Raw genomic sequence first — 16,878 nt, 5'->3', positions numbered from 1 at the left:
CTTACAACTTGAATCCGTAAGCGAAACGAATACCGATCTGGTGATTCCCGTTTCTGAACTCGTTGCTTCTGATTCCCGGAAGATCAGAGTAATATTCGTAACGCAAACTCACGTCGATGTAGTCATTTGCCCATCCGATACTTGGAGAAAGGATTGCTGTCACGTCTTTGCTTCCGTCAGTGATATTGTCGCTTACGACGAAACCGGCACCGGCTTCACCCATTGCGTAAAATTGGTCTTCCCACCAGAAAGCCTTGAAACCAGCTTTTACGGGAACGAATGCCAAATCGTCGAAATCGACACCGTCGACATCTTTTCCGAACAGATGGCTATATCCCGAAGTCAAAGTGACCGAATAGCGTTTCGAAAAGTCATATTGCAGACGCACATCGCCCGCAATCGCGAATCCGTACGGATCGTTCAACACATAACCCGGCGTCACCCCGACACCAAGTCGGAAGCCGTTTTCGTAGGCCGCATCTTCGGCTGGCGTTGTAGTCACTCCGGCGGTCTGAGCCGAGGCAAAAGTCGTCATTAGCGCGGCAACTGCCGTAAAAAGTGCTGATTTCAAAGTGATTGATTTCATGATAAATCTGTTTAGGTTAACATTTGAGGCAGTGATTGCCGGATTAGTTGTGCCAAAGATAGATTTGCCCATTTTGCGCAGGCTTACAGAGTTTTCAGATTATTTTACATTACATTTCCCACAAAATCTTAACGCCTTTAGCCATAAGGGTTTGCAGAATGTTCAAACTTTTAAGAATTGTGGAACGTCTGGCAGATGCTTAACATTTTTTAACAAAATTGCCATTATTTAAGCCGATATCGGACAGTTTTCGAACTACCTTTGCACCCGAAATTTTGCCATGTCGATCGCTACTTACACGAAAGAATTCAGCTACAATTTAAAATTGGCCTATCCGGTTATTCTCGGAATGATCGGCCATACCTTGATCCAGATCGTCGACAAACTGATGGTTGGCCGATTGGGCACGACCGAACTGGCGGCGGTTTCTCTCGGAAACAGTTTCATCTTCATAGCAATGGCCATTGGGATAGGATTTTCCACGGCAATCACGCCAATCGTGGCCGAAGCGCACGCGGCAAAGGACGACAGCCAAGTGCGTTCGACCTTTCACCACGGCATGCTTTTGTGCTCGATCCTTGGCGTGTCCATGTTCGCGATCGTCTATTTTTCCAAGCCGTTGATGCATTTTATGGGACAGCCTAAAGAAGTCATCGCGCTGGCCGGACCGTATCTCGACTGGGTGGCGTTTTCTTTGATTCCGATGATCGTCTACCAAGGCTACAAGCAATTCGCCGACGGTTTGTCGCTGACGAAAATCTCGATGTACGCGATCGTCTTGGCCAACATCATCCACGTGCCCATAAACTTCGTGCTCATTTACGGCATCTGGATTTTTCCCAAAATGGGAATCGTGGGCGCAGCCATGGGAACGGTGATTTCGCGTATCGCAATGGTTGCGGTGATGCATATTCTGTTGGCGCGCAATAAGGAGCTCGAAAAGTACTTCCACGGATTTTCATTTTCCGAGATAAGGAAAAGCGTCGTAAACAAAATCGTCGTCATTGGGGCGCCGTCGGCCATGCAGATGCTTTTCGAGGTCGCGCTTTTCACGGCATCGGTCTGGCTTTGCGGAAACCTCGGCAAAACGAGCCAGGCGGCAAACGAGATCGCTTTGAGCCTGGCGACGTTGACCTATATGTTTGCCATGGGATTCAGCGTCACGGCCATGATTCGAGTAAGCAACCAACGAGGTTTCAACGATTTCAGGAAACTCATCGTCGTGGCGCGTTCGGTGTTCTTGCTCACGATCCTTATCGAAGCTTTTTTTGCTTTGGTCTTTATCGTTTTTCACGAGTACTTGCCCCAAATTTTTCTCGATCGGCACAACGGATTGCAGGCACACGACAACCTTGAAGTGATCGCGATCGCCTCGGAATTACTGATTATTGCGGCGCTTTTCCAACTCTTCGACGGTGTGCAGGCAGTCGTTCTAGGTGCGCTTCGCGGCGTTCAGGACGTGAAAATTCCCATGTACATTACGTTCGTGGCCTATTGGATTTTCGGTTTCCCGATTTCATTCTGCCTAAAGGAATTCACAAATCTCGGCGCTTTTGGCGTTTGGATAGGACTTCTCGCAGGATTGGCCGCGGCCGCCATATTTTTGTACCTTCGCTTCAACTATGTGACCAACAAAATGGTTGCGAAAAACAGCAAATCCTAACTCATAATCATCATTCAGAAATGGAACTCCCGAAATTCCTTTTAGGCGACAACACAGATCATCCCGAAGATATTTTCATCATCCACCTTGACTATCCGCGTTTTATCATCAACCTCAAAGACGACGAAATCGAGATCATTGACGAAATCGACGACGAGGAAGAGGAGGAACTTCAGGAGGAAATGGAAAATCTGGTGAAACTCGCCAACGAATTCTATGACCGCGAGATTGAGCGTTACGAGGAGTAGTTGCAGTGGCAGAAGAAGTTGCAGTTGCAGTGGCAGTTGCAGATGCAGTTGCAGTCGCAGTTGCAGAAGCAGTAACAGAGCAGTTGCAGAAGCAGAGTAGAAGCAGGTAATATAAGCAGATGCAGTCGCAGTCGCAGTTCCGCCTTAATGAACTTGATGTGCTTAATGGTTCAAAAAAAAGCGGACGAAATCTTAACTTCTTACTAGTTCAAAAAAGTAAGCGAGCGAAGCGAGTAGCGCAACTTCCATAAGATCAAGAAGATAAGGTCGGTTAAGAGTTTTTAGTAAAATAGCGCTCAAGCAAAACACCGGCCGCACCAAAAGAAGAAATCCTGTTTCCAAGCAAATCCACACTCAAAGTTTCCACCAAAGCCGCGATGTCGGGATCCGAATAAAAACGCATTTTAAGCTGCTCGTTCACGGCCTCAAACATCCAATCGAGATTCTGCTCACTTCGCCTTTTCGCGAAAAATCCGTTTTCTTTCGTAAGATTCAGATAAGCTGAGATGATTTCCCAGACCTCGGGAATGCCTTCCTTGGTAATCGCGCTGCAAGTCGTAGCTTTCGGCATCCAACCCGAAACCTTTTCCGGAAAAAAGTGCAAAGCGCGTCCAAATTCGGTTTTGGCGAGTCTGGCCTTGTTGACGTTGTCACCATCGGCTTTGCTGATCACGATCGCATCGGCCATTTCCATAATGCCGCGTTTTATGCCTTGCAATTCATCGCCCGCACCCGAAATCTGAAGCAAAAGAAAAAAATCCGTCATGCCGTGAACCGCGGTTTCCGACTGGCCTACGCCGACGGTTTCAATAATGATCGTATCGAATCCGAAAGCCTCGCACAGCGTAATGGTTTCACGGGTTTTACGGGCCACGCCGCCCAAAGTTTCGCCCGAAGCCGACGGTCTTATATAAGCGTTTTCGTCCTTGACCAATTCCTCCATGCGCGTCTTGTCGCCCAAAATGCTTCCGTGCGACAAAGAACTGCTTGGATCGACTGCCAAAACGGCAACTTTTTTTCCGATTCCCGTCAGATATTTTCCGAAAGCTTCGATAAAAGTACTTTTTCCTACGCCCGGAACGCCCGTTATTCCTATCCTTACGGAATTGTTGGCTTTTGTAATACAAGCCGAAACGACCTCGGCAGCTTTTTTCTGGTGTTCGGGATTCGTACTTTCCACCAAAGTGATAGCCCGGCTCAAGGAAGTGATATTTTGCGCGAATATTCCGGAGACGAGTTCATTTGCCGAAACCTGTTGCTGACGTTTGGAAACCAGGTTTTTCGCCACCGAATCGCTGATCGACTCCGGTTGCTCGACGCCATTTTTCTCGGTCAGGGCAGAAGTTTTCTTGGAATTTTTCACGTCCTAAAGGTACAAAACAAAACAGTTTCGACGCGTGAGCCCCGAAACTGCCTGTACCAAATTTTAAATAAAAAGAGTTGTGCGATCAGAAAGTATCGGCGAAGTTCGATAATGAAACCTCGCTGAGCTGCTTGCTGATGTTATTGTTCAGATCTTCATAAAGATTGTTGAGATTCTGGTTGATGTTTTTTCCGACGGGACAATTTTGGTTGGGCTCGTTTTTCGAATAACCCAAAGTGACGTGGTCGAATGTCATCTTGAAAATGTCATCGAGCGTGATCGCTTCGGCAGACGCAAGCAAACGAGTGCCTCCGTTTTTGCCTTCCCGAGATTCGACGACATTGTTTTTTTTGAGATTGGCGACTTCCTTCCGAACAAGAACGGGATTCATGTTCAGGCTGGTCGCAATGAATTCCGATGACAGAAACTCGTCCTTGTGTTTGGAGAGTAAAGTCAGGATATGCAAAGTGATGGCGAATTTACCTGAAATCATTACTGTAATATTTGTTGTTGTGGTGCGAAAGTACGGCCAATGCGGTGCCGTTGGTCGAAAGCTGTCAAAAAATTTAGTTAAAATCGATGAACTGCGTTAAAATTTAAGAACGCGATTTCGTAGGCAAAGTCTTATTTTTGCGACTATGGAAAGTATCCTGCTTCTTTTTATTTGCCTCGGAATCGGCGTTATGTCGCAATATGCGAAGGCTTTTCCGCCAAACACGCATCAGGTTTTGAACCAATTTGTGATCTATATTTCGCTTCCGGCTTTGGCTTTGTTTTACATTCCAAAAATCGTGTTATCGAAAGAATTATTGTTTCCGTTAGGAATCGCCTGGATAGGATTTTTGCTGATGTGGATTTCATTTGCGGTTTTGGGACGTCTTTTCGGATGGTCTAAAAAACTCGTCGGCTGTCTCATTTTGCTGACAGGTTTGGGAAATACCTCATTCGTCGGATTCCCGATAATCGAAGCTTTGTACGGAAAAGAAGGTTTGCAGACTGCCATAATCGTCGATCAACCGGGTTCGTTCATGGTCATGGCGACGTTGGGAATCGTGGTCGCGGCTTTGTACTCAAGAGGAAAACCCGATGCGCGCGAAATAGGCAAGAAGATCGCAGTTTTCCCGCCTTTTGTAGCTTTCGCGATAGCGATTACACTCAATTTGTGCCAGACTGACTTTCCGGAAATGCTGCAATCAGTGTTCCAAAAACTGGGATCGACAGTCACGCCGATCGCTTTGGTCGCCGTCGGATTCCAGTTGAAGTTTGGCCAGCGCAGCAAACATTGGGCATTTTTAGCGCTAGGACTTTTCTTCAAACTGATTGTTACGCCCGCATTTTTCCTGCTTTTGTACAAATTCGCTTTCAAACAGGAAGGCTTGGCAATCGACGTTTCGATCATGGAAGCCGCCATGGCGCCAATGATTACGGCATCCGTACTCGCGTCAAGCCACGGACTCAAGCCGAAACTTTCCAATATGATGATCGGCATCGGGATTCCGCTTTCGTTTGTCACGCTGGCTTTTTGGTATTTCGTGCTTGGAAAGGGTTTTTGAGAAATTAATAAGTAATAATTAATAATTAACAATTGTTGTGGAGGTTACAAATCGTCCAATTCAAAGCCAATCATTATTAATTATTCACTATTAATTATCTCAATCGTTTTCGCTTCCCAATTACCATAATTTTAACGGAGCCAACGACTTACGTGTTTTTTCAAATTCGCTAAATTTAGGCGTAACCTTAAAAACACACATTTATGGCATCACTTCGCTTGGGCGACATCGCTCCAGATTTTACCGCGAACAGCACCGAAGGCACGATCAATTTTCACGAATGGCTTGGTGATTCGTGGGCAATCCTTTTCTCGCATCCGGCCGATTTTACGCCAGTTTGCACGACAGAACTCGGAACCGTGGCCAAATACATTCCGGAATTCGAGAAGCGCAATACCAAAGTCATCGCGCTCTCGGTAGACAAGATCGACTCGCATTTCCAGTGGGTCAAAGACATCAACGAGACACAGGGCACGACGGTGAATTATCCGATTATTGCCGACGAAAGCAAGCAGGTTGCGCTTTTGTACGACATGTTGCATCCGAACGCCAGCGAGAATTTTACGGTGCGATCGGTATTTGTGATCGGTCCGGACAAGAAAATCAAGCTCACGATGACGTACCCAAGCTCGACGGGAAGGAATTTCGACGAACTGCTGCGCGTGGTCGATTCTTTGCAACTCACTGCTTACCATCAGGTTGCGACACCCGCGAATTGGAAGGACGGAGACGATGTCGTGATCGTTCCGGCGGTTTCCGACGAAGATGCTTTGCAGAAATTTCCCAAAGGATACGAAACCGTGAAACCGTATTTGCGCATCACGCCTCAACCCAACAAGTAATCGAGATTTCGTACTTTTGGGATTCATTCCAAGACTATGAAATTCTCTGAAATAAATTCCGAAATGATTGCCCAATTGCAAGCCGTGGTTGGGCAATCTTTCGTTTACACCGATATCGCCACGCGAAACGACTACGGTCATGACGAAACCGAAGATTACGTTTTTCCGGCGTCTGTCGTCGTGAAACCTGCAACTCCCGAAGAGATTTCCCAGATTCTCAAATTCGCCAACGACTGGAATGTTCCGGTCACACCAATTGGTGGACGGACGGGATTGAGCGGAGGTGCACTTCCAATCCACAAAGGAATCGCGCTTTCGATGGAACGTTTCGACAAAATCATCCACCTTGACGAACAGAATCTGCAAGTCATGGTCGAACCTGGCGTGATCACTCACAATCTGCGCGAGGCCGTCGCCGAAAAAGGACTTTTTTATCCGCCAGATCCCAGTTCTTTGGGAAGTTGCTTCATTGGCGGAAACGTTTCAGAAAACGCCGGCGGCGCAAGAGCCGTGAAATATGGCGTGACCAAAGATTATGTGCTGAATTTACAAGTCGTGCTCGCGACCGGAGAAATCGTCTGGACGGGCGCGAACACGCTCAAGAATTCCACGGGATACAATTTGACGCAACTCATGGTCGGCAGCGAAGGCACGCTTGGCATCATCACCAAAATCGTGATGAAATTGCTCCCGGCCAACAACCACAACATTTTGATGCTCGTGCCTTTTTACGACGGGGCGCAGGCTTGCGAGGCTGTTTCGAGAATCTTCAAGGCCGGAATCGTTCCGAGTGCCTTGGAATTCATGGAACGCGACGCGATCGATTGGACGATGCGGTTCGTAGACGGCGTGAATGTGCCGATAAAAGATGGGATCGAAGCGCATTTGTTAATCGAAGTCGACGGAAATTATCCGGACGTTTTGTTTTCGGAAGCCGAAAAAATCACCGAGGTTGTAGAACAATTCAATATTGACGAAATCCTGTTCGCCGATACGGAAGATTACAAGAACGCTTTGTGGAAACTGCGTCGCGCGGTGGGCGAGGCCGTGAAATCGAATTCGGTTTACAAGGAAGAAGACACGGTCGTGCCGCGATACGAACTTCCGAAGTTGCTCAAGGGCATCAAATCGATCGGGGAAAAATACGGTTTCAAATCGATTTGCTACGGACACGCCGGCGACGGGAATCTTCACGTGAATATCGTAAAAGGCGAAATGTCCGACGAAGCCTGGAACACCGAAGTTCCGAAAGGAATCCGCGAGATTTTTGAGCTTACGGTCGCTTTGAAAGGCACACTTTCGGGCGAACACGGCATCGGCTACGTCCAAAAAAATTACATGGACATCGCTTTCCAGCCCATTTCGCTCCAGTTGATGAAAGGGATCAAACGCGTTTTCGACCCAAAAGGCATCTTGAATCCTGGGAAAATCCTGCCCGACCATTTGTCATAAACCGTCCGCGACATCTTTCTCGGTCTTGGGTTTGCCTTGGTTTTTGAGATATTCCTCGTAGGCTTTTTGGTCTTTTCGGTTTTGTTTCGTCAGGTAAACTACCAATGCGATTGCCGCGACAATCACGATTCCGACGATGATGTAATTGGGTTGCATGGGGCGTTTTTCCAAAGTTACCAAGCGGAATGTTATGGGAATATGAATTGTTGGGAGGTTGTTTTAAGGTTTTGAAAAGATGAGCTTCGTGTCTCTATTTTGTTTTCTTCATTTAAAAAATAATTTACTATGACTGAAATCACTTTTGAGGAAGTAAAAAGGTTTTTGCAAGAAACAGAGTTCGACCATCAACCTGGGCAGATAGAAATCAGTTTTCCGATTTTACAACGAATACATAGACGATTACAACAAGGAAATTCCTTCAGCGCCATAAAAACCAGAAATGGAAGGATTGTGGATGGGCATCATAGATATATATGTCACAAATTATTGAACATCGTTCCAGAGACCAACGTTGGTGGAGCAAATACTCATCAAATAGAATTTGAATGGAAGATGATAAACCTTACACCTGATGATTATGATGATGAGGATAGTGCAAAGAGATTTGTGGAACGTTATGATATACAATAAGTTAAAAAGAAATTAAGTTTTAGGGGCTTTAATAAGAAAAGAATTATTTTTGTAAACATGTTATTACTTTTGGACATAGACGGTGTAATGGTTCCCACTACAACTTGGAAACCTTCAGAAATTCTTTCTGACGGATTTGCGAACTTTAATAGTAGAGCCAAAAATAGTCTTCAAACAATTATTGATAGGACCGGAACCTCTATTTTACTGACTACTTCGCATAAATCGAGATTTGACATTTCGGAATGGATGGAGATATTCAGGAACAGAGGAATTATTGCCGATATCGATATCCTTAGAAGTAACAACGATTATCTCACGAGAAAAGATGAGATAATTCGTTGGTTTACAGAGGCCAATACTTCAGAAAGTTTTGTAATTTTAGATGATGACAAATCATTGAACGGACTGCCAAATCACCTCAAGAGTAAGGCTATTATAACAAGCGGAACGGTAGGATTGACTCCCGACCAAGCCGAGGAAGCAATTCAGATTTTAACTAATCAAGAATTGATAACGATTTAAATTATTGATGATAGTTACAAAGCCTCTATTTACGGAGGCTTTTTTGTTTGCCGGAGATTTAGCAAATGAGAGTTGGAATCGAAAGTAAATCCAACTCAAAACGACTAAACAAAAATCTACTCAAAATACGGCATTTGCCCTATTGAAAAGAACCTGCGACAAACTAAATTTGACAAAGGGCAAATAAGACGTCGCATGCTGAAAAGGCAGTTCGTGGAAGAACGACGTTTTATCTTTTGTTTTAGTTTAAAAAAGGAAAACCACGGTGTCGTTGCCGTGGTTTTTCATTTTTAGTCTTTCTTGGATTTCTTCTTGTCTACTTTTTCCTGTCTTTTTTCCTTCAGGGTTTTCGTAGGTTCTTTCTTCTGTTCCTTTCGGGTGTCGGTTCCTTTTGACATGATTTTGCGTTTTTAGGTTATATTTTAACGAGGTCAGCTGCCATTTCGTATATAAAAATAGCAAAATCTGAATTCGTTTTACAATCCCAGTTGTGTTTTTTCAGATGCGAAAAGCGCGTTGAAAATCTCGGCCTGTTGCGCATCGTCGAGGTTGAAGAACTTCCATTCATTTGCCGTGGACGCGTCCTGGATTGCGACAAGTTTCGATATGCGCTTGACGTTCACGCTGTTTCGGTTCGGTTCGGGAAAAACTTCTTTCGTGCCCGCAATCTTTTTCCAGCTCTCGACTTCCTTGTTCATCTCGCCATCGGACAGTTTTTGCTCATAGGTATATCGCGTCGGATTTCTGTAGATGATCACGCAAAACTTATGTCCGTTCAAGGATTTGGTCGGTTCTACCTGAAAAACCGGAGCCGTCAATTGCAAGCGCTTGCGGAATTTGTCGTTCTGGTAATCCTGATCGAGTTTTTCGCGGAATTTCTGCTTTCCGCCCAGCTGTTCGACGACTTTAGGGTAAGTCAATTCCGGAATAGGATCGAAATCCATGTAATAATTCGCATCGTAAACCTGCGACGCACCTTTGAGAATCGCGGCTTGGTCTTGTGCCGAAACCTTTAGGAAAATCAGCAGTAAAAAGATGAGGAAAGTTGGTCTTGATGAGTTCATGTGCAAAAATTAAAGTCCGAGTTCGGTTTTGATTTTTTCCCCGAAAACGGCGTTGAACATTTCCTTGTTCTCGTAGTTGATGAATTCCCATTCGCCTTTTGTGGACGCGTCCGAAACGGCAATCATTACGCCTTTTCCCTCGATGTTGAAGCTGTTTGTCTTTTCGTCGTAAACCACGATCTCGTAGTTCTCGCTTTGTTTGAGTCCGGTGGTCATGGCGTCTATCGCACTTTTCTCGAAAGGTTGTTTCAGCTTCAGAATCATTTTGTTCCGATATCGGATCACGCTGAATTTCTTGCCGTCGATCGACTTTATGGGCGTAGTCGTAAAAGGCACGGGCGAGGGATTCTTGAAGGTGATACTCATGTATTCGTTGTCGAACGCCTGTTTCATCGATTCGGCCAATGCATCTTTGTCGAAATCCTTGAACGCCTGATTGTAAGTGAGTTTCATGATGGCGACCATATCGAGCTTGTTGGTCGCGTTGAATAGGATTTCCGCTCGCGCTTTGAGCGATTCTTCGGTCTGTGAAAATCCGATGGAAAACGTCAACAGCAGCAAAATGGAAAACACGTATTTTTTCATGTTCGGGCTTTTCATAAAAATAGTCATTTAAACTTCAGACATAAAAAAATCCCCGAAAACATTGGTCTCCGGGGATTTTTTATAAGTGCTGTATTACTCGTTTACGATAACCCATTCGCCTGAACCGATCAAGGTCTCGGCTTTCTTGAACTTCATCGTCTCGGTTTTTCCGCTCATCACGTGTTTGATCGTGACGTTGTCGTTGCGGTTGATTTTCGGCATTTCGCGGACGATCGTTTCTGTGATTTGACGTTGTTGGGTGTGTCCGGCCTCGCGAACTTCCTGTGCGATTTCGTCCGTGTTCAGCGCGTCTTCCTTGGAAGTCGTGTAATTCTCCGGCTGACGCGGCAACTCACGCGCTTCCTGGATTTCAGGTTGCTGTTGTTGCGGCAGATCGCCTTTGAAAAGGAAAGAAATCACTTCCTTATTCACGTTGTTGATCATGTTGCTGAACAAGTTGAAAGCTTCGAATTTGTAGATAAGAAGCGGATCTTTCTGCTCGTGGACGGCAAGCTGAACCGATTGTTTCAACTCGTCCATTTTGCGCAAGTGCTTTTTCCAGGCTTCATCGACAATGGCAAGCGTGATGTTTTTCTCGAAATCAGCGATTAAAGAACGGCCTTCGGTTTCATAGGCTTTTTTGAGATCGGTGACGACGTTGAGCGATTTCACGCCATCGGTGAACGGCACCACGATGCGCTCGAACATGTTGTTCGGTTGTTCGAAAACGCCTTTGATGATCGGGAACGATTCGCGTGCGCTGCGGTCGGTTTTTTCTGCATAGTAAGCCAATGCGGCTTTGTAGACTTTTCCGGCGAGATCCATTTCGGTCGCTCTTTCGAATTCCGATTCGGAAACCGGGGAAGTGATGGAGAAATATCGGATCAACTCGAACTCGAAGTTCTTGAAGTCCTTGGTTTGTTTGTTTTGCGTCGAGATCAGTTCGGCCGTGTCATACATCATGTTGGCGATGTCGAGTTTGAGGCGTTCCCCGTGCAAAGCGTGCTTGCGTCGTTTGTAGACGACTTCTCTTTGGGCGTTCATCACATCGTCATATTCGAGCAAACGTTTTCTGATTCCGAAGTTGTTTTCCTCGACTTTCTTCTGCGCTCTTTCGATCGATTTTGTCATCATCGAGTGCTGGATGACTTCGCCTTCCTTCAAGCCCATTCTGTCCATGATCTTGGCGACTCTTTCCGATCCGAACAAACGCATCAGGTTGTCTTCCAAAGAAACATAGAATTGCGAACTTCCCGGATCGCCCTGACGTCCGGAACGACCTCTCAACTGGCGGTCGACGCGACGGGAATCGTGTCTTTCCGTACCAATGATGGCCAAACCTCCGGCGGCTTTCACTTCTGGAGAAAGTTTGATGTCGGTACCACGACCGGCCATGTTCGTCGCGATCGTAACGACTCCGGCTTTACCGGCTTCCTCTACGATCTGCGCTTCCTGTTTGTGCAATTTCGCGTTCAGGACGTTGTGTTGTACGTTTCTCATCTTGAGCATACGACTCAAAAGTTCCGAAATTTCAACCGAAGTCGTACCGATCAAAACCGGACGGCCTTCTGCAGACAATTTCGCCACGTCTTCGATAACGGCGTTGAACTTTTCGCGAACCGAACGATAGATCAAATCCTGGTGATCTTTGCGCGAAATACCTCTGTTGGTAGGAATTTCAACTACGTCGAGTTTGTAGATTTCCCAGAATTCGCCTGCTTCGGTAACCGCCGTTCCCGTCATTCCCGCAAGTTTGTTGTACATACGGAAATAATTCTGGAGCGTGATCGTAGCGAAGGTTTGTGTCGCCGCTTCGATCTTCACGTTTTCCTTGGCCTCGATGGCTTGGTGCAAACCGTCAGAGTAACGGCGTCCGTCCATGATACGGCCGGTTTGTTCGTCTACGATAAGGATTTTATTGTCCATGATTACGTATTCCACGTCTTTTTCGAACAAGGCGTACGCTTTCAAAAGTTGTGTAAGCGTGTGGATTCTCTCGCTTTTTATCGAGAAATCCTGGAACAGGCGCTCTTTTTCTTCGGCTTCGGCATCTTTGTCGAGACCTTGTTTTTCGATGCGCGCGATTTCGGTTCCGATGTCTGGAAGTACGAAGAAAGTATCGTCGGTATCCTTTGACAGGTATTTGATTCCGTTATCCGAAAGTTCGACCTGGTTGTTCTTTTCCTCGATTACGAAGTACAAAGCTTCGTCGATCTTGTGCATGTCGCGGTTGTTGTCGGCCATGTATGTGTTTTCGGTCTTCTGCAAAAGCTGTTTCACGCCTTCTTCTGACAAAAACTTGATCAAAGCCTTGTTCTTCGGAAGTGCGCGGTGGGCACGCAAAAGGTTGAAACCTCCGTCTTTCATGTTTCCTTCGGCGATCAGTTTCTTGGCGTTGGCCAAAAATCCGTTTGCCAATTGACGTTGCTCACCGACCAATTTGTCGATCAAAGGCTTGAGTTCGTTGAACTCGTGTCTGTCGCCTTGGGGAACCGGACCGGAAATGATAAGCGGCGTTCTGGCGTCGTCGATCAAAACCGAATCGACCTCATCGACGATCGCGAAGTTGTGTTTGCGCTGCACCAAATCAGTAGGAGAGTGCGCCATGTTGTCGCGCAGGTAATCGAAACCGAATTCGTTGTTGGTTCCGTAAGTGATATCGGCTTCGTAAGCTTTTCTTCTGGCGTCAGAATTCGGTTGGTGGTTGTCGATACAATCAACGGTCAGTCCATGGAATTCGAACAACGGCGCTTTCCACGTGCTGTCACGCTTTGCCAAGTAGTCGTTCACGGTCACGAGGTGAACCCCGTTTCCGGTAAGCGCATTGAGATACATCGGAAGCGTCGCCACGAGGGTTTTACCTTCACCTGTTTGCATCTCGGAGATTTTTCCCTGGTGCAAGACCATTCCACCGATCAACTGCACGTCGTAGTGAATCATGTCCCAAGTGATCGGCTTTCCGGCCGCGCTCCACGAGTTTGCCCAAACGGCCTCGTCTCCTTCGAGTTCGATATATGTTTTTTCGCCCGAAAGCTCTCGGTCTTTGGCAGTCGCCCGGACGCGGATTGTCGTATTTTCCTTGAAACGACGCGCGGTTTCCTTGATTACCGCAAAAGCTTCAGGAAGCAGGTCGTTCAGTATTTTTTCTGATATTTCATACGCCTCTTTTTCGAGAGCGTCGATATTTTGGTAGATTTCTTCTTTGGAGTCGATGTCTTCGGTAGTGTCGGCTTCGGTTTTCAGCTGGGCGATTTTCGCGTCCTTCTCAGCTCTGGCATCTTTGATCAACGACTTGAATTTCACCGTGCGCTCACGAAGCTGATCGTGCGATAGCGCCTGAAGCTCGGCCTCGAAACCTTTGATTTTGGTCACGTTTCCCTGCAAGGCCTTGATGTCCTTTTCAGACTTGTCGCCTATGAAAACCTTGATGATACTGTTGATGAAACTCATGTTCTATGGTATAAAACTGTTATAAAAAGTGTGCAAATTTAAGCAAAAAAAAAGCCTCTTATCGAGACTTTTAGTATAGTTTTTATTTTGCCGATCAATATTCGTCCTCGTTCCAGAGGTAATCTTCGTCAGTTGGGTAATCTGGCCAGATTTCCTCCATAGATTCGTAGATTTCTCCTTCGTCTTCAATGGATTGAAGGTTTTCGACAACCTCAAGCGGGGCTCCCGCACGAATAGCGTAATCGATTAGTTCGTCTTTTGTTGCAGGCCACGGCGCATCGCTTAGGTATGACGCCAATTCTAGTGTCCAATACATGTTTGTCGATTTAAATTTATGCAAAAATAAATTTTCTACTGAAAAAGTCAAGTAAAATTGGATTTATTTTGAGAAAAGTCAAGAACGTGAAGTTAAAAATCTGATATATAGACAGATAACTTGTTTTTCGGATAATCCGCCAAATGGAATTCCAACGATTTAGCCGCCCGGAATCCACTTCACTTCATTCGCGTCCAGATCGTTTGACAACTTTCTTGCCAAGACGAAAAGATAGTCAGAAAGTCGGTTCAGATACTTCAAAACAAGCTCGTCGACAGGCTCATTGTGTGACAAAGCGACCGAAAGCCGTTCCGCTCGACGGCAAACACAACGCGCAATGTGACAATATGACACCGTAGTATGTCCGCCCGGAAGCACGAAATGCGTCATTGGCGGCAATTCCTGTTCCATCGCGTCAATCTCGTTTTCCAGAAGTTCGATGTCGGTTTCCGAAATTCTCGGGATATCGAGCCGCGGTTTTCCGTTTTTCAAAGTTTCCTTCTCTGGCGGAGTCGCCAAAATCGCGCCCGCGGTAAAAAGTCGGTCCTGAACGCGAGCCAGAATGTCCTTATAGCGCAAATCGATTTCCTGATCGCGAATTAACCCGATATGCGAATTGAGTTCGTCGATCGTTCCGTAGCTTTCGATCCTGATGTGGTCTTTGGGCACACGCGTTCCGCCGAAAAGTGCTGTTGTGCCTTTGTCGCCCGTTTTCGTATATACTTTCATTCAATTAATAATTAATGATTAATAATAAATAATGGCTGGGCTTAGCGATTCTGGTGTAATGAGTTGGTTCATCTTTTGGCTAGTCGGTGATTAGTGTCATTAGTCATTAATCACCAATCATTATTCATTATTCATTATTCATTATTCATTATTCATTAGTACTTGCTCATTATTAATTGATTACGGTTTTGGAGCGTTAATCCCATCCGTATCACTTTCGATAAGTCCGTCTCGAAGCCTGATCACGCGTTTGGCATAAGCCGCGATGTCTTCTTCGTGCGTCACCAGAATCACGGTATTTCCGTTTTTGTGGATCTCGGCGAACAGGTTCATGATTTCTACCGATGTCTTGCTGTCAAGATTTCCCGTAGGCTCATCGGCGAGAATGATCGAAGGTTTGTTCACCAAAGCTCTCGCGATTGCCACGCGCTGTCTTTGTCCGCCGGAAAGTTGGTTCGGTTGGTGGTCCATTCTGTCGGAAAGATTCACTTGCGTCAAAACTTCGGTGGCGCGTTGTCTTCTGTCAGATTTGGAATATCCGGCGTAAACCATCGGAAGTGCAACATTGTCAAGGGCGGTCGTCCTCGGCAACAAATTAAACGTCTGAAAAACAAATCCGATTTCCTTGTTCCGGATTTCCGCCAACTGATCGTCGTGCATTTTGCTTACGTCGAATCCGTTGAGGATATAACTGCCCGACGTCGGCGTATCAAGACAACCCAAAAGATTCATCAGCGTCGATTTTCCCGAACCCGACGGCCCCATAAGTGCAACATATTCGCCTTTGTTGATGTCGAGATTGATGCCTTTGAGGACATAGACAATCTCATTTCCCAGCGTGAAGTCGCGTTTGATGTCGGTGATCTGAATAAGAGGTTGTGCCATGTGATCGAATTGTGGCCTAAAAGTAGGCAAATGCGGAATAACATAGAAACCGCAAACCCATATTCGGTTACACAATTCCCATAAATGGTTGTAAAATAAATATAAAATTGTGTTAATTATTAAACTATTCTTAATGAATTAGGTTAAAAAATGGATTTGAGACTAAATTTGTTCACAGAAACGATGGAAATTATAAATCAAAACCAATAATCATGAAAAAAATCCAATTATTTTTGGGCGTAGCCGCATTTGCGTTGGCGTTCACTTCGTGTAAAAACGAAACAGAGGCAAAGGCCGAGAAAACCGTTGATACTTATGTAGTCTATGTCGATTCTGTAGGAAGTCTCGCTTCCGCGGATGCAAAGGCGAACTGGGCGGCGATCGAAGCTGCTTACCAAGCCAGAACATCAGAAGCCGAAATGGCACTTTCTGAATTGAAAGACAAAGAAGCTGCTCAAAAGAAACTTGACGACAGCAAAATGAAATACGAAGAACTGAAAGCGAAAGTGCAGGCTGAAGCCGCTGCCGAAACACCGGACAGAAAAACAACTTTGAGAGCTGCTTTGTTTCCAATGGGAACTATCGGTGACGATATGTCTTTCTCTTGGGTGAACAAGGACAACATCCTAAAAACGTACAACGACTTCTATAACGAGTTCGACAAAAACAAGGACAACTATAGCCGCGAAGATCTTGACGAGGTGAAATTGCTTTATGAAGCACTTGACAGCCGCAAGAACACAGTAGAAAAAGAAGGACTTTCAGGTCCGGACAACAGAAAGATCGCAGAGCTTAAAATCAAGTTTGCCCCGAAATTCAAATGGGAGCGAATCACTACAAAAGGTGAAGAGAACAAAGAAGCGAAAGACGCTGCGAAATAAGACATCGTTGATTATTAATTCAGGGAAAGCCACGGTCGAAAGATCGTGGTTTTTTTTATGTACCATTTTGTCGTTATAAAGCAAAAGTCCGATGAAGTGTAATAAA

18 protein-coding genes are annotated in these 16,878 nt (G+C 45.7%); 8 read left to right on the top strand and 10 right to left on the bottom strand.

The features are described 5' to 3' along the window. Position 1 precedes the first annotated feature (1 nt). Entirely contained in the window at positions 2-586 is a 585-nt protein-coding gene (locus EOO49_RS11065; RefSeq protein ID WP_290845617.1) for a hypothetical protein, read from the bottom strand. A 280-nt stretch (positions 587-866) separates the two neighbouring features. On the opposite strand from EOO49_RS11065, the gene EOO49_RS11060 reads away from it, so the two are divergent. Both EOO49_RS11060 and EOO49_RS11055 read left to right on the top strand, forming a co-directional pair. After that, the gene (locus EOO49_RS11060) at positions 867-2,249 is read left to right on the top strand and encodes an MATE family efflux transporter (protein WP_290845616.1); all 1,383 of its coding nucleotides are present in this window, start codon (positions 867-869) and stop codon (positions 2,247-2,249) included. A 20-nt stretch (positions 2,250-2,269) separates the two neighbouring features. Beyond that, on the top strand, positions 2,270-2,497 hold the full coding sequence (locus EOO49_RS11055; RefSeq protein ID WP_290845614.1) for a hypothetical protein: 228 nt from the start codon (positions 2,270-2,272) through the stop codon (positions 2,495-2,497). 271 nt (positions 2,498-2,768) lie between these two features. On the opposite strand, the gene meaB is transcribed toward EOO49_RS11055, so the two are convergent. Both meaB and EOO49_RS11045 read right to left on the bottom strand, forming a co-directional pair. Then, entirely contained in the window at positions 2,769-3,860 is a 1,092-nt protein-coding gene (gene meaB, locus EOO49_RS11050) for a methylmalonyl Co-A mutase-associated GTPase MeaB (RefSeq protein WP_290845613.1), read from the bottom strand. Between the two features lie 85 nt (positions 3,861-3,945). Continuing rightward, entirely contained in the window at positions 3,946-4,353 is a 408-nt protein-coding gene (locus EOO49_RS11045) for an Rrf2 family transcriptional regulator (RefSeq protein WP_290845612.1), read from the bottom strand. Between the two features lie 145 nt (positions 4,354-4,498). Here EOO49_RS11045 and EOO49_RS11040 point away from each other — a divergent pair, with 145 nt between their 5' ends. The 3 genes from EOO49_RS11040 (at position 4,499) to EOO49_RS11030 (ending at position 7,707) form a co-directional block, all read left to right on the top strand. Then, positions 4,499-5,413 carry an AEC family transporter gene (locus EOO49_RS11040; RefSeq protein ID WP_290845611.1) on the top strand — a complete coding sequence of 305 codons (915 nt, stop codon included), beginning with the start codon at positions 4,499-4,501 and terminating at the stop codon, positions 5,411-5,413. A gap of 203 nt (positions 5,414-5,616) precedes the next feature. Continuing rightward, entirely contained in the window at positions 5,617-6,255 is a 639-nt protein-coding gene (locus EOO49_RS11035) for a peroxiredoxin (protein WP_290845609.1), read from the top strand. Positions 6,256-6,291: 36 nt separating this feature from the next. Next, positions 6,292-7,707, top strand: coding sequence for an FAD-linked oxidase C-terminal domain-containing protein (locus EOO49_RS11030; protein ID WP_290845607.1), 1,416 nt, complete (start codon positions 6,292-6,294; stop codon positions 7,705-7,707). Here EOO49_RS11030 and EOO49_RS11025 read toward each other — a convergent pair. Beyond that, complete coding sequence (locus EOO49_RS11025; protein ID WP_290845606.1) at positions 7,702-7,863, bottom strand: FeoB-associated Cys-rich membrane protein; 162 nt, start codon at positions 7,861-7,863, stop codon at positions 7,702-7,704. The genes EOO49_RS11030 and EOO49_RS11025 overlap by 6 nt on opposite strands. Before the next feature lie 129 nt (positions 7,864-7,992). Here EOO49_RS11025 and EOO49_RS11020 point away from each other — a divergent pair, with 129 nt between their 5' ends. Continuing rightward, positions 7,993-8,337, top strand: coding sequence for a hypothetical protein (locus tag EOO49_RS11020; RefSeq protein ID WP_290845604.1), 345 nt, complete (start codon positions 7,993-7,995; stop codon positions 8,335-8,337). A gap of 57 nt (positions 8,338-8,394) precedes the next feature. After that, positions 8,395-8,862 (top strand): HAD domain-containing protein, encoded by a 468-nt coding sequence (locus tag EOO49_RS11015; RefSeq protein WP_290845602.1) that lies wholly within the window; start codon positions 8,395-8,397, stop codon positions 8,860-8,862. Between the two features lie 476 nt (positions 8,863-9,338). Here the strand turns inward: EOO49_RS11015 and EOO49_RS11010 are convergent, their stop codons facing one another. From EOO49_RS11010 to EOO49_RS10985, 6 genes are all read right to left on the bottom strand, one after another. After that, the gene (locus EOO49_RS11010; RefSeq protein ID WP_290845600.1) at positions 9,339-9,926 is read right to left on the bottom strand and encodes a hypothetical protein; all 588 of its coding nucleotides are present in this window, start codon (positions 9,924-9,926) and stop codon (positions 9,339-9,341) included. Between the two features lie 9 nt (positions 9,927-9,935). Beyond that, entirely contained in the window at positions 9,936-10,511 is a 576-nt protein-coding gene (locus tag EOO49_RS11005) for a hypothetical protein (RefSeq protein ID WP_290845598.1), read from the bottom strand. A 93-nt stretch (positions 10,512-10,604) separates the two neighbouring features. Continuing rightward, positions 10,605-13,961 carry a preprotein translocase subunit SecA gene (secA, locus tag EOO49_RS11000; protein ID WP_290845597.1) on the bottom strand — a complete coding sequence of 1,119 codons (3,357 nt, stop codon included), beginning with the start codon at positions 13,959-13,961 and terminating at the stop codon, positions 10,605-10,607. A 94-nt stretch (positions 13,962-14,055) separates the two neighbouring features. Further along, positions 14,056-14,277 carry a DUF2795 domain-containing protein gene (locus EOO49_RS10995; protein WP_022828503.1) on the bottom strand — a complete coding sequence of 74 codons (222 nt, stop codon included), beginning with the start codon at positions 14,275-14,277 and terminating at the stop codon, positions 14,056-14,058. Positions 14,278-14,436: 159 nt separating this feature from the next. Beyond that, entirely contained in the window at positions 14,437-15,006 is a 570-nt protein-coding gene (locus tag EOO49_RS10990) for a cob(I)yrinic acid a,c-diamide adenosyltransferase (RefSeq protein ID WP_290845596.1), read from the bottom strand. Between the two features lie 180 nt (positions 15,007-15,186). Continuing rightward, positions 15,187-15,891, bottom strand: coding sequence for an ABC transporter ATP-binding protein (locus EOO49_RS10985; RefSeq protein WP_290845595.1), 705 nt, complete (start codon positions 15,889-15,891; stop codon positions 15,187-15,189). A gap of 212 nt (positions 15,892-16,103) precedes the next feature. Between EOO49_RS10985 and EOO49_RS10980 the strand changes: the two genes are divergently transcribed. Then, a complete protein-coding gene (locus EOO49_RS10980) occupies positions 16,104-16,772 on the top strand; it encodes a hypothetical protein (protein WP_290845594.1) in 669 nt (222 codons plus the stop codon). Positions 16,773-16,878: the final 106 nt, after the last annotated feature.

This window comes from Flavobacterium sp., assembly GCF_004295795.1.
In the GTDB taxonomy this organism is placed as follows: Bacteria; Bacteroidota; Bacteroidia; order Flavobacteriales; family Flavobacteriaceae; genus Flavobacterium.
This window is presented reverse-complemented; position numbering and strand designations above follow the sequence as displayed.